The sequence below is a fragment of the Pantoea sp. S61 genome, assembly GCF_016625145.1.
Lineage (GTDB): Bacteria > Pseudomonadota > Gammaproteobacteria > Enterobacterales > Enterobacteriaceae > Pantoea > Pantoea rwandensis_B.
Window position 1 is genome coordinate 790,074 of the sequence record NZ_JACVUO010000001.1, and the last position, 21,082, is coordinate 811,155.

24 protein-coding genes are annotated in these 21,082 nt (G+C 55.5%); 14 read left to right on the plus strand and 10 right to left on the minus strand.

Features of this window, described 5'->3' with window-relative positions; genetic code table 11:
- Window positions 1-5 precede the first annotated feature (5 nt).
- Complete coding sequence (locus IAE30_RS30010) at window positions 6-782, plus strand: PQQ-binding-like beta-propeller repeat protein (RefSeq protein WP_234472650.1); 777 nt, start codon at window positions 6-8, stop codon at window positions 780-782.
- Window positions 783-862: 80 nt separating this feature from the next.
- On the opposite strand, the gene IAE30_RS03935 is transcribed toward IAE30_RS30010, so the two are convergent.
- From IAE30_RS03935 to IAE30_RS03945, 3 genes are all read right to left on the minus strand, one after another.
- Window positions 863-2,323 (minus strand): MFS transporter, encoded by a 1,461-nt coding sequence (locus IAE30_RS03935; protein WP_200537695.1) that lies wholly within the window; start codon window positions 2,321-2,323, stop codon window positions 863-865.
- A gap of 88 nt (window positions 2,324-2,411) precedes the next feature.
- The gene (locus IAE30_RS03940; RefSeq protein WP_200537697.1) at window positions 2,412-3,104 is read right to left on the minus strand and encodes an RraA family protein; all 693 of its coding nucleotides are present in this window, start codon (window positions 3,102-3,104) and stop codon (window positions 2,412-2,414) included.
- A gap of 3 nt (window positions 3,105-3,107) precedes the next feature.
- Entirely contained in the window at window positions 3,108-4,085 is a 978-nt protein-coding gene (locus IAE30_RS03945; RefSeq protein ID WP_200677997.1) for a hydroxyacid dehydrogenase, read from the minus strand.
- A gap of 479 nt (window positions 4,086-4,564) precedes the next feature.
- Between IAE30_RS03945 and IAE30_RS03950 the strand changes: the two genes are divergently transcribed.
- The 8 genes from IAE30_RS03950 to IAE30_RS03985 all read left to right on the plus strand — a co-directional run bounded on the left by IAE30_RS03950 (window position 4,565) and on the right by IAE30_RS03985 (window position 12,330).
- The gene (locus IAE30_RS03950) at window positions 4,565-4,963 is read left to right on the plus strand and encodes a DoxX family protein (protein WP_200537701.1); all 399 of its coding nucleotides are present in this window, start codon (window positions 4,565-4,567) and stop codon (window positions 4,961-4,963) included.
- 37 nt (window positions 4,964-5,000) lie between these two features.
- Complete coding sequence (locus IAE30_RS03955) at window positions 5,001-5,477, plus strand: heme-binding protein (RefSeq protein ID WP_200677995.1); 477 nt, start codon at window positions 5,001-5,003, stop codon at window positions 5,475-5,477.
- 2 nt (window positions 5,478-5,479) lie between these two features.
- Complete coding sequence (locus tag IAE30_RS03960; protein ID WP_200677993.1) at window positions 5,480-6,136, plus strand: sorbitol dehydrogenase family protein; 657 nt, start codon at window positions 5,480-5,482, stop codon at window positions 6,134-6,136.
- A 21-nt stretch (window positions 6,137-6,157) separates the two neighbouring features.
- Window positions 6,158-7,750: a GMC family oxidoreductase gene (locus IAE30_RS03965; protein WP_034829792.1), complete on the plus strand. Its 1,593-nt coding sequence runs from the start codon at window positions 6,158-6,160 to the stop codon at window positions 7,748-7,750.
- Window positions 7,750-9,147 (plus strand): cytochrome c, encoded by a 1,398-nt coding sequence (locus IAE30_RS03970; protein WP_234472649.1) that lies wholly within the window; start codon window positions 7,750-7,752, stop codon window positions 9,145-9,147. Before IAE30_RS03965 ends, IAE30_RS03970 begins: the two co-directional genes overlap by 1 nt.
- Window positions 9,148-9,212: 65 nt before the next feature.
- The gene (locus IAE30_RS03975; RefSeq protein WP_045815402.1) at window positions 9,213-9,680 is read left to right on the plus strand and encodes a heme-binding protein; all 468 of its coding nucleotides are present in this window, start codon (window positions 9,213-9,215) and stop codon (window positions 9,678-9,680) included.
- A gap of 241 nt (window positions 9,681-9,921) precedes the next feature.
- On the plus strand, window positions 9,922-11,862 hold the full coding sequence (locus IAE30_RS03980) for a methyl-accepting chemotaxis protein (RefSeq protein WP_200677991.1): 1,941 nt from the start codon (window positions 9,922-9,924) through the stop codon (window positions 11,860-11,862).
- A gap of 114 nt (window positions 11,863-11,976) precedes the next feature.
- Window positions 11,977-12,330, plus strand: a complete 354-nt coding sequence (locus tag IAE30_RS03985; protein ID WP_200677989.1) for an MmcQ/YjbR family DNA-binding protein — start codon at window positions 11,977-11,979, stop codon at window positions 12,328-12,330.
- Here IAE30_RS03985 and IAE30_RS03990 read toward each other — a convergent pair.
- Window positions 12,314-13,312 (minus strand): class I SAM-dependent methyltransferase, encoded by a 999-nt coding sequence (locus IAE30_RS03990; protein WP_200537710.1) that lies wholly within the window; start codon window positions 13,310-13,312, stop codon window positions 12,314-12,316. The genes IAE30_RS03985 and IAE30_RS03990 overlap by 17 nt on opposite strands.
- 109 nt (window positions 13,313-13,421) lie before the next feature.
- On the opposite strand from IAE30_RS03990, the gene IAE30_RS03995 reads away from it, so the two are divergent.
- Window positions 13,422-14,264, plus strand: coding sequence for an AraC family transcriptional regulator (locus IAE30_RS03995; RefSeq protein WP_200537711.1), 843 nt, complete (start codon window positions 13,422-13,424; stop codon window positions 14,262-14,264).
- Here IAE30_RS03995 and cybB read toward each other — a convergent pair.
- Both cybB and IAE30_RS04005 read right to left on the minus strand, forming a co-directional pair.
- Window positions 14,261-14,800, minus strand: coding sequence for a cytochrome b561 (cybB, locus tag IAE30_RS04000; protein WP_200537834.1), 540 nt, complete (start codon window positions 14,798-14,800; stop codon window positions 14,261-14,263). The two genes, IAE30_RS03995 and cybB, sit on opposite strands and share 4 nt — an antisense overlap.
- Before the next feature lie 93 nt (window positions 14,801-14,893).
- Window positions 14,894-15,388 (minus strand): MarR family winged helix-turn-helix transcriptional regulator, encoded by a 495-nt coding sequence (locus IAE30_RS04005; protein ID WP_200677982.1) that lies wholly within the window; start codon window positions 15,386-15,388, stop codon window positions 14,894-14,896.
- A 98-nt stretch (window positions 15,389-15,486) separates the two neighbouring features.
- Between IAE30_RS04005 and IAE30_RS04010 the strand changes: the two genes are divergently transcribed.
- Complete coding sequence (locus IAE30_RS04010) at window positions 15,487-16,635, plus strand: MFS transporter (RefSeq protein ID WP_200677980.1); 1,149 nt, start codon at window positions 15,487-15,489, stop codon at window positions 16,633-16,635.
- A 73-nt stretch (window positions 16,636-16,708) separates the two neighbouring features.
- Window positions 16,709-17,137 carry an NUDIX hydrolase gene (locus IAE30_RS04015; protein ID WP_200677977.1) on the plus strand — a complete coding sequence of 143 codons (429 nt, stop codon included), beginning with the start codon at window positions 16,709-16,711 and terminating at the stop codon, window positions 17,135-17,137.
- Here the strand turns inward: IAE30_RS04015 and IAE30_RS04020 are convergent.
- The 3 genes from IAE30_RS04020 to IAE30_RS04030 form a co-directional block, all read right to left on the minus strand.
- Window positions 17,124-17,495, minus strand: a complete 372-nt coding sequence (locus IAE30_RS04020) for a RidA family protein (RefSeq protein ID WP_200677975.1) — start codon at window positions 17,493-17,495, stop codon at window positions 17,124-17,126. The two genes, IAE30_RS04015 and IAE30_RS04020, sit on opposite strands and share 14 nt — an antisense overlap.
- A 10-nt stretch (window positions 17,496-17,505) precedes the next feature.
- Window positions 17,506-17,916, minus strand: coding sequence for a GNAT family N-acetyltransferase (locus IAE30_RS04025; protein WP_370585443.1), 411 nt, complete (start codon window positions 17,914-17,916; stop codon window positions 17,506-17,508).
- Between the two features lie 303 nt (window positions 17,917-18,219).
- Window positions 18,220-18,966, minus strand: a complete 747-nt coding sequence (locus IAE30_RS04030; RefSeq protein ID WP_200537720.1) for an SDR family oxidoreductase — start codon at window positions 18,964-18,966, stop codon at window positions 18,220-18,222.
- A gap of 99 nt (window positions 18,967-19,065) precedes the next feature.
- Between IAE30_RS04030 and IAE30_RS04035 the strand changes: the two genes are divergently transcribed.
- Window positions 19,066-19,968, plus strand: coding sequence for an AraC family transcriptional regulator (locus IAE30_RS04035; RefSeq protein ID WP_045833153.1), 903 nt, complete (start codon window positions 19,066-19,068; stop codon window positions 19,966-19,968).
- Here the strand turns inward: IAE30_RS04035 and IAE30_RS04040 are convergent.
- On the minus strand, window positions 19,965-20,387 hold the full coding sequence (locus tag IAE30_RS04040; protein ID WP_200677972.1) for a DUF2000 domain-containing protein: 423 nt from the start codon (window positions 20,385-20,387) through the stop codon (window positions 19,965-19,967). The genes IAE30_RS04035 and IAE30_RS04040 overlap by 4 nt on opposite strands.
- Before the next feature lie 159 nt (window positions 20,388-20,546).
- Here IAE30_RS04040 and IAE30_RS04045 point away from each other — a divergent pair, with 159 nt between their 5' ends.
- Window positions 20,547-21,011: an Lrp/AsnC family transcriptional regulator gene (locus IAE30_RS04045; protein ID WP_200677971.1), complete on the plus strand. Its 465-nt coding sequence runs from the start codon at window positions 20,547-20,549 to the stop codon at window positions 21,009-21,011.
- Window positions 21,012-21,082 lie beyond the last annotated feature (71 nt).

The following is a 21,082-nucleotide window of genomic DNA, read 5'->3' on the forward strand; positions in this document are numbered from 1 at the left end:
AGGACATGTGGGGCTTAACACCGGTGGATCAGCTGGTGTGCCGCATTCAGTTCCAGCAAGCCAGTTATAAAGGGCAGTACACGCCGCCGGAAGCCGATCGTCATTCGATAGAGTATCCGGGTTATAACGGCGGTTCTGACTGGGGCAGCGTGGCGGTGGATCCGACGCGTGGCATCATCATTGCTAACTACAACGATATGCCGAACTACAACATTCTGGTGCCGCGCGCCAAAGCCGATGCGTTGGGCTGGAAACCTCGTGATGAAATTCCGTATAACCCACACGATACCGGCCATGCGGAAGGGGCAGGCGATCCACAAATCGGTGTGCCTTACGCGGTGAACGTGAATGCGGGCTGGCGCTTGCCGTACACAGGAATGCTGTATAAAGAGCCGCCGTATGGTGGTATACGTGCCATCGATCTGCGTGATGGACGCACCGTCTGGGATCGTCCACTGGGCACCGCACGTCGTAATGGTCCGTTTGGCCTGCCAACCGGATTGCCGATTAATATTGGTACGCCGAATAATGGCGGTTCAGTAGTGACATCCAGCGGGCTGATCTTTGTCGCGGCCGCTACCGATGACTTAATTCGCGCCATCGACATGAAAACCGGTAAGGAAGTGTGGAGCACAGAACTGCCCGCAGGGGGCCAGGCCAACCCGATGATCTACACGCAAAATGGGCGTGAGTATCTGGTGATTGTTGCCGCCGGGCATCACTATATGGAGACGCCGGTGGGCGATTATGTGCTGGCGTACGCGCTGCCTGAACAGAAATAACCACCATTGAAAACGGGATTAGGCTGCTGCCTAATCCCGCTATATACATCCTGGCATCACATCTCTTTGGTCATCAGTCCTTAGGGATTCACCTCTTCCAGACGACGATTCAGCGTACGCGGACCAAATACACCGATGGTAAACACCACAATCGCCATCGCACCGGAAATCACGGCAAACACTGAACTCACCCCCATCTCACTCAGCACCCAGGCAATGGTAAAGCCCGACAGCATGCCGCTGATACGACTCACCGAATAGACCAATCCAATCGCTTTAGCGCGGAAACGCGTCGGAAACAGTTCAGCCTGATAGGCGCGGTAAGAAAACGTCATACAGGTACTGGCCAGCGACAGCAGCAGTCCCAAGGTCACCAGCATCACCGGTTGCGACTGCCAGGAAAATACCGTGCCGACGAGGGCAATGGCCAGCGCGGAGCCACTCACCAGCCACTTACGCTCAATGCGATCGGCAAAGGTCATTGCCACCAGTGGCCCCAACGGGCTGGCAAAAGCAATCAGGAAGGAATAGAGCAAACTGTGGGTAAAGGTCACACCTTTGGCTGCCAGCAGTGTCGGGATCCAACTGGCAAAACCGTAATAGCCAATCGACTGGAAGAAGTTGAACACCAGCAGCATGATGGTGCGACGACGGTACGGCGGACGCCACATTTCGTTTTTTGCAGCCGGTTTTGATTCAGTAGGCTGCAACAGATGGCTGTCAATCGCAGGCAGCGCGGAACCGGTGGATTTGGCCACACGCGCTTCGAGTCGGCGTACCACGTCTTCCGCTTCTTTGTAGCGGCTTTGCTCAACCAGCCAGCGTGGGCTTTCGGGTAATCCCATACGCAGGATCCACACCAGCACCGCGCCGATGCAGCCAAATAACACCACCCAACGCCAGCCGCTCAGGCCGAGAATTTCCTGTGGGACCAACTGCCATGAAAGAAAAGCGATGGTCGGGATCGAGGTGTACTGGATGGCCTGCACAAACGCATAGGATCGGCCGCGCAGGCGTGCCGGAATAAATTCGGAGACATAGGCATCAATGGTGACCAGCTCGGCGCCGACGCCAATACCCGACACAATGCGCCAGAATACAATGGAAAACGGATGGTGCTGAAACGCCATAATGCCACTGGCCACCGCGTAAACCAGCAAGGCGATAATAAACACCTTTTTGCGCCCGATGCGGTCAGCCAGATTGGCGATCAGCAAGGTGCCGAGGAAAACCCCGAGGAACATCGCCGCGACAAACGCACCAAGACTATGGGGATCAAAAAAGTTATGGCTACCGTGAGAAAAGATCCCCTCGCGAACCATGCCGGGACCGATATAGGCGGTCAGGAACACGTCATACACTTCAAACCAGCCTCCCAATGCCAGCGCAAAGATAATCAGCCACAGCGGGCGGGCGGCAGGTAAGCGTTCCAGACGCGCAGAGAGTTGCGCACCAAATGCCTTACCTTCTTCTGGTGTGAAGTTGTCACGCCAGGTCATCGGCGGGGGGATCGACTCGCTCAGCGAAATTTTTTTCAGCACGGTAGGGTACTCCGTTGTTTTTATAATGGTTTGTTAAGGGCTGGCCGGATGGCCGCGCCCGATAACACAGGTGATTCAGGCTATAGCGTTATACCGGGCAGCCTTTCGCGCGCAGAATGGCGTTGAAGCGCTCAGGATCGTTGTTGCCTGCTACGTTGCTGGCGCGGATCTTCTCCTCACGCTGTGCATGTTGCTGCACGCGAGGCAGCAGCACACTCAGCTCATCCTGCGGGATAGCAATCACGCCGTCGGCATCAGCCACGAGCAAATCGCCCGGCGACACCACCAGTCCCGCACAGTGCACCGGGGTATTCACTTCACCTGGACCTTCTTTGGAAGGGCCGCGCAAAGTGTTGCCGCGTGCCCAGCAGGCAATACCGCCTTCTGCCCATTCATTCAGATCGCGCACGGCACCATCAATCACGAAACCGGCAATCTTTTTGGTGATGGCAGAGGTGCGCATCAAGCCGCCGATTAACGCCTGGGTCAGATCCCCCGACCCATCAACAACGATCACATCGCCTGGCTGCGCCATTTCGATCGCTTTATGGATCATCAGGTTATCGCCTGGACGGACTTTCACGGTGATCGCCGGGCCGCAGAGCACCAGATTGGCATCGTTGTGATACGCCTGTAAGCCCAGCGCACCGACACTGCGTCCCATGGAGTCGCCAATGTTTGGCACGGGCAGTGCACGGAAGGCATCAATCACGCCCGCATCAATTGGCGCACCGCGCTCACCAATGAAATAGCCAATCGGCCAGTCTTTATGGATGGTCATAGGTTAACTCCGGTTTAACACCTGCGGATTGACGCAGGCGGATGGGTTGATCTGTTGGTTATCAAGAAATGCCAGACATTGGCGTGCTGCACTTTGTGCAACGGCATCCAGTGCCTGCGGGGTGGAACCGCCAATATGCGGAGTCACGATCAGATTGCTGAGCGCGCGGAACGGATGGTCGGCAGCCAGCGGCTCAATTGTCACCGTGTCCAGCGCTGCGGCACGCAGTTGTCCGCTTTGTAGCGCGGCAGCCAGCGCATCCTCATCAATCAATTCGCCGCGCGCGGTATTGATCAGCGTGGCGTGAGCGGGCAACTGCGCCAGACGTTGCGCGTTGATCATCAGGCGGGTTTTGGGCGTGACCGGACAGTGCAGGCTCAATACATCCGCCAGCGGCAGTAAATCGTCCAGCGAAGCACAGCGCTGCGCACCTTCAAAGTCGCCATCAGCCGGGGCGGCAGGATCGAAAAATGCGACCTGCATCCCAATCACACGCGCGAACCGTGCCACGCGTCGGCCGATTTCGCCGAAGCCGACCAGACCCAGGGTTTTGCCCTGTAGCTCTTCGCCATCGCCGCTGCGGGTCCAGCGTCCGGCAGCGACTTCCTGCTGGAAATAGGGCAGACGCCGCGCGCAATTTAGCATCAGTGCCAGCGTCAACTCGGCAACAGACTGGGCATTGGTCGCTGGCGTGGTCAGCACCGGTATACCGCGTTCGGTAGCCGCTGACACATCAATATTGGTGACGCCAACGCCGTGTTTGCAGATGATTTTCAGCGTCGGACAGGCGTTGATGGCTTTCGCGTTCAATTCAACGGTGCGCGATATGACGGCGTCATACGCCACGCTGCTCATACGCAGTTCAACTTCCGCAACGTTATTGGCGTCATCCAGATAATCGACCACACAGCCTGCTTCAGCGAGCAGTTGACGGCCTCCCTGGCCGAGGCTCGTTGTGGTCACGAGAAAGCGATAAGTCATGTCGGTTCTCCGATAGGGTTTACGTCATCCTGGCATCGACAACCGATAAAAAATATTCTGCGAAGGTTATTAATTCATTCCTATCGGGAATAACAACGAGTGACGCGAGTTGAAACGCCAAACCGCACAATGTTTTTTTTTTGTTAACAAACAGATCGCACATGGCTGGAGTTGTGCTTTGCTACACGCTTTAGGATTTTTACTTAAAAAAACCGTTAAAAACGTAGAGTTAGCGGAGCGCTCTACCGCATATCACCAGTTAAAAGGCCGCATAAATAGTGTGATCCACTTCAAAAATCATCCTCAGCACCCTGATACCTTGCAGTTATTTTATCGTCGTTGAATTGAGCAAAGTGCGCTGCAAAGTTGCACAACTCATGCGCCGGGCGTTTTTTAGCCGCACGAAATGATAAATGTAACTAAAGTTATAGAGTGTACCGTTTGGTTCATTAACAACTAGATAATAGAACGGTTACATCATGACTCATACGAAAGATCTCCTCGCTGTGCTCGGCCGCGTTATGGCGGTGGGTCTGTTCTTCGCTTCCGGTCTCGACAAAATCACCCATTACGCAGACAACCTGCAAACCATGGCGGACAGCGGTGTACCGGCCTTTTTCCTGCCGCTGGTGATCTTGCTGGAAGTGGGCGGCGGTCTGGCAATTGCCTTTGGTTTTTTGACGCGATTCACCGCCATTTTTATGGCGGTGTTCTCGGTTTTGGCGGGATTCCTGTTCTATCAGGGATACAGCCACGCACACCTGATGGTGTGGTTAAAAAATATCTCCTGCGCTGCCGGTTTCCTGATGCTGTGTCTGAACGGCGGCGGTAAATGGAGCCTCGATCATCTGATTCAGCAACGTCTAGCACGCCACTGAGTTTCTCCTTCAACCTTAATATTTCAGGACAACATCCATGAAAAAACTCCCGACAGTGCTGCTGTGCGGTGGACTTTTCTGTGCCGCGAGCCAGGCCGCCGAACCCGTTAACCAGGTTGCCGTATTAACCCATCACCAGGCGCAACAGCTGGTAGCGAAAGCCGAACAGATTATCGGTAGCCATCACATCGGCGGCGCGATTGCCGTGGTCGATCCTTTTGGTCAGCTGATCGCCTATGAGCGTCTGGATGGCGCCACGCTGGCGAACAGCGAACTCGCGCCGAAGAAAGCGCACTCGGCCGCCGCCTTTGGGGTGCCGACGTCCAACTTTCAGCAGAAAATCGCTGCCGGAAATGTCGGCATGCTCGGTAATCCGGTGGTGGTACCGCTGCCAGGCGGTGAGCCGGTGAAAGTGAACGGCGTGGTGGTGGGCGCTATTGGTGTCAGCACGCCAGATGGCAATGTGGATGCGGAAGCGGCGCAGGGCGCGCTGTCCGCGCTGAAAGCAGGTTAGCCATGGAAAGAAGACGTTTTTTACAGCTGATGATGGCCACACCGGTCATCGTTTCTATCCCGTTGCAACCGCTGTTAGCCGCACCTGCCGATGCCTCTCAGGCATTGCTTTTGCGCGCCAGTGAACTGTTAACCGGACGCCGTGGCCTCGATATCGGCATCACTGAACGATTATGGACGCTGCTGTGTGAGCAGGATGCAGGATTCCCGGCTCAGTTAGCGCGCCTGATGACGCGCCTCAATGCGTTGCACAGCGAAGATCGTGAGCAGATCGTCGCGCAGCTTGATGATGCCGATGTCAAAACGGCGTTGACGATTATTTCGCCGTGGTATCTCGGTTACACCGGCCATCCCTCCACCACCAAAGCCGTGGATGACGCGCACTTCGTCACCTTCCTGTCGGCGCTGATGTATGAACCGACGCGTGACCACACCATTCGTCCCAGCTATGCGCGGGCGGGCGGTGATTACTGGGCCGAAGTGCCACCGGGCGTGATCGCGCCACCGATGCCCGGCTTGATCCGCGAATGGGGCGATCAATCGCCCGTCGCCGCAAAGCAGATTAAACAGCCTGATGCACCCTGGTTACTGATGGTGCAGGGCAAAGCCAAAACCCTCGTGGAAGCCGAGGCGATGCTGGCGCAGCACAATACCCTATAACAAGAATCGAGCAGGTACATCATGAGTGAATTTGATGCTGACGTGGTGATCGTCGGCTCCGGTGCGCTGGGCGCCAACGCCGCTTATCAGCTGGCGAAAGCGGGCAAGTCGGTGATTATGCTGGAAGCAGGGCCTTATATTCCGCGCTGGAAAGTGGTGGAAAACTACCGAAACGGTGCCAGTAAACGTAACTGGTGCACGCCTTATCCGAATCTGCCGTGGGCACCAAACTCTTATACCGAAGGGTATATCGATGCCAAAGGGGATGACGATTTCGAGTATGTCACCAGCTATTTACGCGTAGCCGGCGGCAGTACGCGCCACTGGGCATCGGCCTGCTGGCGCCTTCTGCCCAATGATTTCAAGCTGAAAAGTGTGTACGGCGTTGGCCGCGACTGGCCGTTTGAATACAGCGAGCTGGAACCCTGGTATGTCAAAGCCGAGCGTGAAGTGGGCGTGGTAGGGACCGCCGATGAAGATCAAAGTGGGCAAGGACGCGGTCACTATCCACCACGATCAGCGGAATATCCGCTGCCGCCGGAAGCCAAGCCGTATATGGTGCAGCGCATGCAGTCAAAACTGGGCCCGATGGGTTATCAGGTGATTCATGAGCCGCACGCGCGTGTGTCACGGCCTTATGATGGTCGTCCGGCTTGCGCGGGTAACAACAACTGTGAGCCGATCTGTCCGATTGGCGCGATGTATTCTGGTGATATGCATGTCGATAAAGCGGTGGCGCTGGGCGTGCAGCTGCGCACCGAGTGTGTAGCCTGGAAGCTGGAGAAAGGCGCAGGTAACAAGATCGTCGCGCTGCATTATCGTCAGCCCGATGGCAAAGACACGCGCCTCACCGCGAAAACCTTCATCATCGCTGCGCACGGGCTGGAAACGCCAAAGCTGCTGCTAATGAACGATGTGGCCAACAGTTCCGATCAGGTCGGTCGTAACCTGATGGATCACACTGGTCTGAGCCTGACTTTCCTTGCCGATGAACCGCTGTGGACCGGGCGTGGTTCGGTGCAGCACGGCACCATCGCCAATCGTCGTGATGAAGCCACACGCGCACAGCACTCGGCGATCCGCTATTCGCTGCGTAACCTGGTGCCCAACGTCGATGTCACGGTGCCGCTGCTAAAACAGGGCATGATGGGTCAAGCGCTGGATGATGCGATTCGTGACCGCGCTTCGCGCATCATGAATATCAGTACCATGAGCGAAACGCTGCCGAGTCCCACCAACCGCGTGACGCCAAATTACGATCGCAAAGATTCGATTGGACTGCCGATGCTCAACGTCAATTACCATCTTGATGATTATGTGCGCGGTATGCGCCCTCAGGCTTACAAGGATTTTGCTAACTTCCTGCAGGCCTTTAACGGTGAAGTCATTGAAGCACCGACTGGCTGGCGTAATCAGTATCACATCATGGGCACCACCATCATGGGGGATAACCCGCGAGATTCGGTGGTCGATGCGCATTGCCGTAGCTGGGATCATCCCAATCTGTTCCTCGCCACCACTGGCGTGATGCCCACCTCTGCGACGGTGAATCCCACGCTGACCGGCATCGCCCTGGCGCTGCGTATGGCCGATACCATCGCGAGGGAGATCTGATGATGCGCAAACCTATCAGACATCTGGCTGCAGCAAGCCTGTTGCTGGCCGGTGCTGTGCAGGCACAGGATGCTTCGCCGGATCTGGTCAAGCGAGGGGAATATCTGGCCACCGCCGGTGACTGCTCGGCCTGCCATCGCGATCCACACAGTGGTAAACCCTTCTCGGGCGGTTACACGATTCAGTCACCCATGGGGATGATTTACGGCTCCAATATCACGCCGTCGAAAACTGCCGGGATTGGCAACTATAGCCTGGCGGATTTCACCGACGTGATGCGCAAAGGCAAAGCACCGGGTAATCATTATCTCTATCCCGCTATGCCTTACACCTCCTTCGCCGGGCTGTCAGATGAGGATATCCACGCGCTTTACTCCTATCTGATGCTGGGCGTGCCCGCCGATGATCATCCGGCCCCCGAAACCGATCTGCCATTCCCGTTCTCCTTCCGTCCGGTGATGGCGATGTGGAATCTGCTGTTCCTGGATAGCAAGGCCGTGCCGGGCAGCAATGCGGCAGCAGGGAGTGCAGAACGGGGCGAGTATTTGGTCCGTACGCTGGCGCACTGTTCCACCTGCCATACGCCACGTAACGGCATGATGGCGGAACAGGGCGATCGTTTCCTCTCCGGCGGCAAGGTTGGCAGCTGGACAGCACCGAATATCACGCCAGATACACAAGCAGGTATCGGTGACTGGAGCAAAGCGGAGATAGTTACTTATCTGCGCACTGGCGCGCTACACGGTAAAGCGATTGCCGCAGGTGAGATGGGTACAGCGGTTCAGAACTCGTTCTCGAAAATGCAGCAAAGCGATCTGGAGGCAATGGCACATTATCTGAAGCAGGTGCCTGCGATCGGCGGCGCTGATCGTAAAGCGCCTTCTGTTGCACCGCAGGCCACGCCGCTGTCAGCCATCGAAACCGGCATGAAAAATGAGATCACGGACTATGTCTCAGGCGATGCCATGAGCGGGGCACAACTGTACAACGGTGCCTGCGCCACTTGCCATGCCAGTGACGGACGCGGAACCCACGATGCTCAGCGCTTCTATCCCGCGCTAGTGGGATCTTCAGCGGTGCTGTCGGACGATCCCGCCAACCTGATCATGACCATCGCGGAAGGCGTGGATCGCCAGACCGGCAACGATCACGCCTTTATGCCGGAGTTTCGCACCCAGTTTAGTCAGGCCGAACTCACTAAAGTCGCGAACTATGTCTCCACCAACTTTGGCAACCCGCAGCATGTCATCACTCCGGCTGATGTGGAACAAACGCTGAAAGGCGAAAGCGGCAGCTGGCTGGTGCGATACGCACATGTGCTAAGCATCATCGGTGGTGGGGTTGCGCTACTGGTGGTGGTTGCGGCGTTGATCCTTGTGCTGCGCCGCCGGAAATAACTTTTATGGGCGACGTTGAGGTCGCCCGCATTCATCACGGTACGACCCTTTAAGGAGTGACTTCAATGAAAAAGGCTTTATCCCTTGCGCTATTGAGCGCCGCACTGTTCGGTTCTGCTGCCGCACAGGCCACCCTGACGCAAACCATTCTCTCGCAGGGTGATGCGCAGAAGCTGATCGCGGCCGCGCAGGAAAAAGCGCATGCGCTGAACGCCAACGTCTGCATTGCTGTGTTGGATCAGTCAGGCCAACTGCTGGCGTTTAACCGCATGGACAATGCGCCTGTCGGCTGCATCGATTCTTCGATTCTGAAAGGCCGTGCGGCGGCGTTGTATCGCACGCCAACAGACAAATACATGGATCGCGCCAACGGTAAAGAACCGGCTATTGCCACCTTGCCGGGCGTCATCCCGCTGGGCGGTGGTTCACCGGTGGTGTGGCAAAACAATACCATTGGTGCCGTGGGTGTCAGCGGCTCTGCTAACCCAAATGAAATCGCCATCGCCAAAGCCGCGAGCGAAAGCTTTAAATAACGGTGCTTGTCGTTACCTGGATGTTCATGACGTAAAGGTGCTTCCTGATGCACCGGCGGGCGGCCTGAGGGCCGCCCGTGCCACACAACCCACGGCGAATCAGCCTCTCATTACGCTCTGCTCCGACCTGCTCACCCATCAAGTTCCTGCGCCGCGCGCCGATAGTCTCTACAGAGGGATGTAGGTGCACAGGGAGTGGTTCATTTTTAACCGAAAAAGTGTCAACTCCAGGAGCGCCATAATGGCCAAACTTGCATCATCAAAGAAAACAATGAGCACCCGCACGCAGATGCTGCTGACGGGCGCCTTAACCATCACCCTCGGTTTTGCCGTGACCATCGGCGTCTTGAGCTGGCAGTCCAGCAACGAGCAGAAGTCATTGGCTGAAAACTACCTGCAGCAAATTGCCCATACCCAGGCGCTGCAAATCCAGCAGGAACTCAGCTATGCACGAGACGTGGCACATAACCTCGGGCACAGCCTGATTGCGCTGCCAGCGGCAGGGATCCAGGATCGTAAGGTTGCCGATAAAGTCATGGAGTCGGCACTGCGCGATAATCCTGACTACCTGTCGATTTCAGTGATCTTTGAAGAAAACGCCTTCGATGGCCGCGACGCCGAGTTCGCTACCCAGCCGGGTGCTGCGCCGAAGGGCCGTTATGCCTTCTTCGTTGATCGCGATCAGTCAGGCAATTTCAAGATGCACCCACTGACGTCGATCTTTACACCGGGCCAGGGTGACTACTATCTGCTACCACAGAAAAGTCAAAAAGACACCCTGATTGAACCCTACAGCTATGCCTATAACGGTGTTCCAACACTGCTGACGTCCGTGGCGGCGCCGATTCTCAGCCAGGGGAAATTGTGGGGTGTTGTGACTTCAGATATTTCGCTGGCCTCGTTGCAGGAAAGGGTGAATAAAATCAAACCCTGGGAAGGCGTGGGCTACGCCATGCTGTTATCCAGCGCGGGCAATGTGGTGTCTTACCCGGATAAAAACCAAACCAGCAAAGCGTGGAAAGGCGATACCCATCACTACAGTTCAGACGTCATGGAACAACATGACGCGTTACTGGGTGAAGATGCATTGGTCACCTGGCAGCCGGTGGTGATCGGCAATAGCGATCAGAAATGGTATCTCGGGGTGGTTGCGCCGGTCAGCAAAGTGATGGCGGCGGCGCATCATCAACTGGTCAACGCCGTGATCCTGATGGTCATCAGTATTCTGGTGGTCTGTGCACTGCTGGGCCTGTTATTCAGCCGTAAAGTACTGAAGCCGATTGGTGGCGAACCGCTTGAAGCCGCGACCATTGCGCTGGCGGTGGCGGATGGCAAACTGGATAACGTCATCACGTTGAAAGGGCGTGATAACAGCAGCCTGTTTTATGCACTGCATACCATGCAAAACCAACTGCGCGAGATTGTCGGCCAGATCCAGGATGCCAGTTCCTCCGTTCGGCAAGGCGCAGGCGAAATTGCCAGCGGCAACCTGAATCTGGCTTCACGCACGGAAGAACAGGCGGCGGCACTGGAACAAACGGCCGCCAGTATGGAGCAGATCACCGCCACGGTGAAACACAACGCCAACAATGCGCATCAGGCAACGGCGTTGACGGAAAACGCCACGCAGATCGCCAGCCGGGGTGAATCGCTGGTGGGTGAAGTGGTACAAACCATGGCGCAGATCGACGATAGCGCGAAGAAGATCGGCGATATCACCGCCATCATCAACAGCATCGCTTTCCAGACCAACATTCTCGCGCTCAATGCGGCGGTGGAAGCGGCGCGTGCCGGTGAGCAGGGGCGTGGTTTTGCTGTGGTGGCTTCTGAAGTGCGTAATCTGGCGCAGCGCAGTGCCAACGCGGTGAAAGAGATTGCGGCGCTGATAGAAGAGTCGAGCCAGCGAGTTGGCAGCGGTGTGCAACTGGTGCAGGACGCCGGTAAGACCATGCAGGAGATGACCCAGGCAGTGAACTCAGTGCGCACTATCATCGGTGAGATTGTGGTGGCATCCGATGAACAGGCGCGCGGTATCAGCCAGGTCACCATCGCGGTGAATGAAATGGACGGCACCACGCAGCAAAACGCCGCGCTGGTGCAACAGATGTCTGCCGCCGCCAGTTCGCTGGAAGACCAGGCGGCACAACTGGCGCAAACGGTGGGACGTTTTCAGTTGAGTTGAGATAGTCGTCTGAGTTGAAGAGCTTGTCACAACAGGCCGCGCCTTATAACGTAAGGTGCGGCCTTGTGCTATTGGGGCAAGGCCGGCAATATCTTCCACACATCGGGAACCACCATGAATCGTCAGCAACTGTTCGACCACATCAGCCAAACGTACCAGATAGAACCTGACTATCCGTGGAAAAAACACAGTGAATACGCGGTTCTGCGGCACCCACGCCACCGTAAATGGTTTGCACTGGTGTTTCCGCTTGAGAGCCATAAACTCGGTTTGGCCGACGGTCCGATGGTTCAGGTGATGAATATCAAAACCCGTCCTGAAATTACCGGTTCCCTGCGCCAGCAGCACGGTGTCTATCCGGCCTATCACATGAACAAAGAGCACTGGATCAGCCTGACGCTGGAAAACGGCTTACCGGATAGCGAGATTGTTGCACTGCTGGACGACAGCTTTAGCTTAACGTTTTAGGTTTTCGCGCCAGGATGACATCGAGCGGCGACATCGGAAACGGTTGCATCCGCTGGACGCGCTCAATAGCAAATCCTGCCTGCTGTAATTCCTCGCACAATACCCCTTCATTTGTGACGTTGTAACCTCTCATCATTAATGGGGTAAAGAATGGCAGCACTTGCCGTGCTTCCTCTGGATTTACTGGGATTTCTGCATGGGCGCTGATCAGCAATCCGCCTGGCTTTAAACGCGTGAACCACTCGCGCAGCATCGCCTGTCTGTCCGCCATAAAATAGAGAAACGATGAACTCCAGATGATGTCCACCTGCCGCTCTTTCGGAAACGTCGCCAGAGCGCAACAGCGATCGCTTAGGCTGGCTTTTTCGATATTGCGCTGCGCGATGGTGGCAGTTTGGGGCAGGTCAAACACGATCACCGAAAGCTGTGGGAAGCGTTGGGCTAACGCAATGCTGATTAGACCCGGTCCGCCCCCCATATCCAGTAACAGCGCCGGACGCTGAAAATCAGCCAGGGTATCAGCGATTGCGCAGGCGGTGTCCGCGCTCAGCGCGCGCTGTTCCTGGGCGATTTGGTGCAAGGCGGCATCCGCCCACGCGGTATCGATTTGCAAGGGATCCTGCCAGCCGGGTTCCGCCTGGGTCAGCAGTTGTGGCAAACGTTGAGCAAACTGCTGTAACACCTGATGACGATAGCGCCAGGCGTCACCAATATAGCGGCGACTGCCGTGACACAGCCAGGCATGCACATTCGGCGCCAGTACAAAGCAGTCAGCTTCATGCGACAGTAATTCCGTACTCCATAACAGACGTAACAGATGATATGCCTGCTGTGGTTGCCAGTCGTAGTGTTGAGCGACTTGCGCAGCCGTGGCAGGTAACGCCAGAAAATCAAACAAGCGATGTTCAAATGCTATTGCCACAGCGCCGTTGAGGGCATGCTGAGCCAGCAGTTGATCGAGGGTAGTTAGCGGGTAACGCATGGCAATCTCCTGAGCGGGTAACGTGAACATCAGACTAGCCTTTCGCGTAAATGCAATTTATTCTCATTTGTCTGCAAGACGGTGATTTAACTCTGCGGGAGGAGAAAGGATGCAGAAACCCGGCGAGATGTATGTGCGCCAGCATCAACTGTCACAAGATATGCGCATGGTGCAATCCGATTACTGGCCCGTTGAGGCGCTCTGTGAGTCTTCACGGCCCACTCACGAGCAGCCACAGCTGGTGCTGACCTTTGGTCTGCGGGGAGAATCCCGCTTTCGGGAAATCAGCGGACGTGAAATAGCCTTCAGCGCCGGGCATTTGACCGTCACCAGTTTTCAGTCCAGCCAGGGCGAGCGCTTGTATCGCGCAGGTGAGCGGGTGCAGCAGGTGCGCCTGATCCTCAGTGCCGCGAATGTACGCCACTATTTTGGTGAAATAGCGGCAGCAGGATTGCTACAGCCACAGCTCAAACGCCATCTGTTTTGCCGATTCGGTCATGCTACCGCTGCGCAACTCAATCAAGCGCATCAAGATCCGTTGCGACTGGAAATTCAGGCGCTCAGCTTGCTGGCATTGCATCGTCATCAGCTTCAACCCACGGAAACGCTTCACAAGTTGCATCCACAGATAATTGAACGGCTGGAACAGGCACGCGACTGGATGCGCAATCATCTGGCGGATGCTTTCTCGCTGAGTGCGCTGGCGCTGGCCGCAGGGTTAAGTGACTACCAGTTGAAAAGAGGGTTTCAGCAGCATTTTCACTGCACGCCGGGCGCGATGTTGTTGCAGATGCGCATGGAGCACGCTCATCGCTTGCTGGAACAGGGATTTCAGGTGGCACAGGCGGCATGGCAGGTAGGTTATCAACATCCGCGCAATTTCAGCGTAGCGTTTCAGCGCTTTTTTGGACGCCCGGCCAGTGCCATAACCGGGCGCAAAAGAGAGGACTAACGCGAGCGGCGCGATGGCATCATGCGCAGTAATGTGTTGTCTTTGAACAGATAGTGATGGGCGAGTGCCGCGACCGCATGAATGCCAATCAGCCAGTAACCGTAAGGCGCGAGCGTTTCATGCCAGTCCGCAATGCTGTCAGCAAAGTCAGGATCGGGGTCGCCGCTCACCGGCATAGGAATACCGAAAATCCACCAGGTGCGGCCCATATAAAAGCGCGACAAAATGCCGAGTGTCGGCAACACAATAAAGAACAGGTAGATCGCCAGATGCATCAGGTGCGCCAGGCCAGTCTGCCAGTGTGATGGTTTCGGTACAATCGCTGGGCTGCGATGGCGAAAACGCAGAATGATACGAGAGAGCATCAGCACCAGCACACAACTCCCTGCGCTGAAATGGCCAATAATCATAGCAAAGCCCTGCCAGGATCCCCGCGTCGCTAACCCGCGAAATTCCATGGTGCAATAGGCTGTGACGACCAGCAAGAAGGTCAGCCAGTGAAGAAAAATCTGCGAGGGGGCGTATTTGGTGCTCATCATTTATTCCATCAGAAGGCAAAGCAGAAGCGCTAACATAGCGGAAAGCGCACTGAATTAATTCATATTTTGACACATCCACGGACGAAATACTTACCGCTGGGCTTCTGATGTCTGCATTAGCTGGCTGAGTAACGTCTGCAGTTGCTGTTGTTGATCAAGACTCAACGCCGCCAGCAGATCACGTTGGGTCGCAGTATGAACCAGCAGGGCTTGCTCAATCTTTTCACGACCGGCATCGGTTAAGGCAACCAGCATGCTGCGTTTATCATCAGGATCGGCCACGCGCTCAATGGATCCCACCTCTTCAAGGCGATTAAGCCGATTGGTCATCGCGCCGGAAGTGATTAACAGCGATTTGTAGAGTTGGGTGGGTGAGAGGCAATAAGGTGCACCCGCACGGCGCAACGTGGCGAGCACATCAAATTCTCCCTCGCGAAAGTGAAAGGAAGCCAGTGCCTCAGCGCGCCGGGTGGCGAGGTGTTTCATAATGCGCAGCATGCGGCCAAATATCGCCATTGAGGAGGCATCCAACTCCGGCATCGCATTGGCCCACTGCTCGATAACATAATCAACGTGGTCGGTCATTTTTCCTCTCGAATGTGGTGCTTTGTGCGCACCCCTCTATCGAAAGGCCGCAAAGTATCTTAACGTTAAGATACTTTTGACGCACATGGAGATGCAACATGACTCGTACCTTACCTGCTTTAGGCATGTTTGCCTTACTGGTTTTCATCATCGCCCTGAATTTACGACCGATTATGGCGGCCATTGGACCGCTGTTTCCGCTACTGCAACGCGAATCACACCTCAACGCTACCCAACTCAGTTTGCTCACTACCTTGCCGGTGGTGATGATGGGCGTGTCAGCCCTGGCGGGGCCATGGTTGCTTCGTTTTGTCGGAGAGGTTCGCGGGATCGCCGCAGGTTTGATTCTGCTGGCATTGGCTTGCCTGCTTCGCGGTGCTGTTCCTAATGTCGAGGTGCTACTTGCCAGTGCGCTGGTGGCGGGTACAGGGATTGGGTTAATTCAGGCATTGATGCCGGCGCTGATTAAACGGCACTTTGCTGCGCAGGCCGGCACGTTAATGGCACTGTTTACCACCGGGATCATGGCGGGTGCAGCGTTAGCGGCTGCAACGGCCGCCCCGTTGGCGGATGCGCAGGGGCTGGGCATGGCACTGGCACTGCCGGTTGTCCCCGCGATCGTTGCGGTACTGCTGTGGCTAATCATGTTGCGCCGCAGCGTTCCTGCTGCGAAGGATCAGCGTGCCAAACCCGTACAAACTAACCGTAATGGGTTGCTCATGGTGTTCTTCGGGATTGGCACGGGGGCTTACACGCTGGTATTGGCGTGGCTGCCACCGTTTTACATGCAGCATGGCTGGACACCGCAGCACAGCGGCTATGTGCTCGGTGCGCTGACGTTAACCGAGGTGGTGGCAGGCTTTATTGTGTCTGGCTTGATCCATCGCTTCCACGATCGTCGGCCTCCACTGCTGCTGGTGCTGACCCTCCTGCTGCTGGGATTAATCAGCCTGCTGTGGCTGGGCGGCGCGCTGGCGTGGTTGCCCACCGTGCTACTCGGATTGGGGATTGGTGCGTTGTTCCCGCTTTCATTGATCGTGACGCTTGATCACGCGCACTCCCCGGAAGAGGCGGCGGGCTTGTTATCCTTTGTGCAAGGCGGTGGCTATTTGCTGGCAGCGTTGATGCCATTGATTGCGGGCATCGTTCGCGATCGCGCCGACTCACTTAATAGCGCATGGGCCATCATGAGCGTTGGGGTTGTGGTTTTGATGATGATGGCAGTACGCTTCAAACCTCAGCGATAACTCTGCCCATGGCTTGCAGAAGGTTTAAGGCAACGCGTACCATTGCGGGCGATTAACACAACCAGGAGTTTTTATGTCACCACAAGTCGGTGTAGGCGTATTGATTTTCCGTGAAGGAAAACTGCTGCTGGGCCGCCGCAAGGGCAGCCACGGTGCAGGGGACTGGTCGGCACCTGGCGGACACCTGGAATTTGGCGAATCTCCGGATGACTGCGCGCGACGTGAAGTGCTTGAAGAAACGGGATTAACGCTGACTGAATTGCAAAACGGCGCGTTCACCAGTGATGTGTTCCCTGAGGCTAACAAACACTACATCACCTTGCTGCTGGTGGCACATCATCCTCAAGGTGAACCGCAGTTGATGGAACCGGAGAAGTGCGAAGGCTGGCAGTGGTTTGCACCTGAAGCGCTCCCGCAGCCGCTGTTCGCGCCGCTGCAAACATGGATTGCTCGCGATGGCGTAGCCGAATTGCAGCAGCTTGCACAGGTTACAGTGCGATAATCGCCTCAATCTCGACCTTCAGATCCGGTGAAAACAGCTGGCTAATTTGCACCAGCGAACTGGCGGGAAGATGATGGCCATAATGCTTAAAGAGTACGGCCCGCAGATCATTAATTTGGGCAAAGGAGGTGATGAAAATGGTCACTTTAATCAGATTGCTCAGTGAGGTATTTTCGGAAGCCACAATCAGGTGTAGCTGCTGAAAGATAGCCTCAGCCTGTGAGGCAATATCGCCTTGCTGCGCGGGCGTGGCGAAAGCCGTTAAGCCTGAGACATATAAGGTGTCGCCATGCTTTACTGCGTGCACATAAGGCGCTTTCACTTCCCCCAGTTCCGGGTAATTTTTGCGTATCAACATCGATTGCTCCTTATTCCAGTTTCAACACCATCACCGTGACGTCCTCATCGGCAATGTTTCGCTGTTCCACATCCTGCCAGCCAAAGCGGCGATACAAGGCCTGTTGGTCGGGCGTATACAGCCAAAGTGCAGGGATCGATTTTGCTCGCGCTTCGGCAATCAGCCGGGTCACTAATGCACTGGCCAACCCTTTACCGCGATGCTCGCGAGCGGTGATCACTTCACCCAGCCAAAATTCACGCTCGGGGATGTCACTCAATTCGTAATGGATGATGCTGGCGGTGGCCATTAATTCGCCTTCATGCGTGGCGGCAAACAGCGTCATCGTTTGGGCATCAGCGGCATTGCGTGATTCGAGGCGCTGGCGAATCACTTGCTCGTCACGCCAGTTAGGCAATTCGCTCCATTCATGATGCAACATGCGGGTCACTTGATCATAAAAAGTTGGCATCTGGGCCAGACAATGAATCTGCATCGAACATTCTTCAGGGCTAACGGGTGAGTCAAACACCATAACCGCTAACTCTGGAATGAACCAGGCTATTTGCTGCATGCTCGTCAGTTAAGAGCCGTTTTGCAAATGCTGCCACTGTTAAAAATGGCAGTTATTTTCGTGTGGGTGAGAATGCCGGAGTGCGGGTCAGAACCCCTCTGAACCGCACCAGACTGCGTTATCACCCGTCGCTTAACTGACAAGCCGTAAGCTATTAACCAGGTTTTATGCTCAAACGCTCTCGCGGGCCAATGCCACCGCATCTTCCCCGGCGGGAATGCGCATTGGTGCGTTGGGATCTGTGGCTGCTTGCCATATCGCGGCGGCGACATCGTCGGCTTTGGTGGTAGGCTGCGGTTGGTGCATGCCCGCCATAATGCCATCCAGCATAGGCTGATAGGCGTCGAGGAAGGTTTCCTCCATGCGCGGCATGGCATTCTTGCCGAAATCGGTGGTGGGCGCCAGGCCTGGCAACACCAGCCGCACATTAACATTAAACGGCTGCAACTCCAGCGCCAGTGATTCCGTAAACGCGTTGACGGCGGCTTTGCTACCCGTATACACCGCCAGCAGCGGCAGGGATTTCAGCGTCACGGTGGACGTCACGTTGATCACCGTACCGCTGCGTTTGGCGCGGAACTGAGGCAGCACCGCCTGCGTCATGGCGATAGTGCCCAGCGTGTTAGTCTCAAACACTTCGCGTACGGTGGACATCGGCGTGCCTTCCAGTGAAGTCAGCACACCAATCCCGGCGTTGTTCACCAGCACGTCGATTTCGCCTGCGTCCGCGATTGCCCGATTGATGCTTTCTGCATTAGAAACGTCCAGCGGCAATAAACGTAAATTTTCCGAAGCCGGGAATAGCGCCGGGCGAGGATGACGCATAGTGGCAATCACCTTCCAGCCGCGTTCCAGGAAATAGAGCGCGGTGGCGTGTCCGAAGCCAGAAGAACAGCCGGTGATGAGGATCGTTTTCATTTTTCACTCCTGCATTGCATTGGGTAGAGGCTCACTATAGAGTCAGTGAGATGGACTCACTACAATGCAAAGTCCACATTTCATTCGCAGGAGTCCATAATGATCGATCCCCTTGCTGAGATAGTGTCACTGCTGCAACCTCAGGCGGCCTTCTCAAAACGTGCACGCGCCAATGGCCGCTGGCGCGTAAATCGCAGTGAAACCGGACAGCCATTTTACTGCCTGGTGTTGGCTGGGCGCAGTCAGTTGAAGATGAAAGGGCATGAACCGATCCCGCTTGAGCAGGGCGATTTTGTCCTGATCCCGGCAGCGTGGGAATTCTGTATGAGCAGTGCCGAGCCACCCGAAGACGATGCACCTGAAACATTGCCGGAAATGCTCAGCCCCGGTGAATTCTGGATCGGCGATCAGCAACAGCCTGCCGAAGTTCAAACGCTGATAGGTTATTGTCAGTTTGGTGCGCCAGACGCGGGATTAATCGTCTCGCTGTTACCCCAATTTATTCATATTCGCGGTGAGTCACGGTTAACCACGCTGGTACAACTGGTGATGGATGAGTGTCGTGCGCAGCGTCCTGCTCGCCATGTGGTACTGGAACGCTTGCTGGAATTGCTGCTGATCGAGGCGCTGCGTTCAATGCCAATTTGCAATGCTTGCCCTGGCGTGATGAGCGGTTTAGCCGACGAACGCCTGGCGGCGGCCATCCGCGACATTCACGCCAACCCGGCGCATCCCTGGACTGTGGCGCAATTAGCCAAAGTTTCCGCGTTATCCCGTTCGGCATTCTTTGTGCGTTTCCGCGCAGCAGTGGGTGTAGCGCCGATGGTCTATCTGCTCACCTGGCGCATGGCTTTGGCCAAAAATTTACTGCGCGGCAAAAATATGGCGGTAGCGGATGTCGCAGAACGCGTCGGCTATCGTTCCGCCAGTGCGTTTAGTGTGGCCTTCACCCGTTATGTGGGGCAACCGCCCGCATGGTTTGCCGCTCAACGGGAAATCTAGCGGAACAGTTTAAGATTCCCCGTCAAACCAGTAATTTTCTTTTTGGGGCCAATCAGACCAATCGCAACCAGCTCAATATGGTCACTGTGGGCGCTGGCAATTCGCTCGCCATACTCCTCGTAGGTTTTACAAGACTGCGCCAGCGCACTAAACGGCATGGCGAAGATCTCTGGGTCCGCGTTGCTTACCTTTTGCAGTTCACGCAGATAGCCACCTTCCGCCAGCAGCACGGGTAGGGGAGCATAAATCACACCGGGATAGTTGAATCCATCTTCACTCTGCAAATCCGGGCCGACGATATGATCAACCAACTTGCCAAAGCTGATACCGATGACGCTGGCTGCATTCAGCGCCAGCCCGGTCGGTAACTGGTTGTCGATGATGAGGGTGCAGCGATGTTGGTGAGGATCGAATTGCATGGGTAACTCCGTAAGCGACTGAGATAAAGCGCCATGGTGGCTGAGGTGAAAATTATGCGGCAGGCAGTAAGAAAAGTGCTTGCGGAGTTTATGGAAAAAAGCATGAATTAAGGATAAATATTCCTGTTTAACGCTATCAATGGAAAGGATTAACCTTAAATGAGTTTAAGCAAGACAGACATCCAAATACTGGAACATTTACAGCAGGATGCGCGCGTGACGAATCAGGATCTTGCTGATGCGATTGGGTTGTCGGCATCGCCCACCTGGCGCAAAGTGCGCAAGCTGGAAGAAGATGAGGTAATTCAGGGCTATCGCGCCGTGCTTAACCGGCGCAAGATTGGCCTGAATGTGATGGTGTTCGTGCGTGTCAGCATCGACAGTCATAGCGAAGCCGAAGCACGTAAATTTGAAGCAGAAGTGACCGCGCTGGAAAATGTGGTCTCCTGCTACAGTATTGGCGGCGATGCAGACTTCTTATTGCAGGTGGTATCGGCAGATATGGATGCCTATGCGGACTTTGCGATGTCGGTTATTCGGCGATTGCCGGGAATTAAAGAGATGCAGAGTATGTTTGTGCTTAAGGAAGTGAAGGGGATGACGGGGTTGCCTTTACTGCCTTGAATTTAAGAATAATTATTAATTTAAGCGGCTTACCGTAAAGAGCACAATGGCCACGATGCGCAGAGATGGCG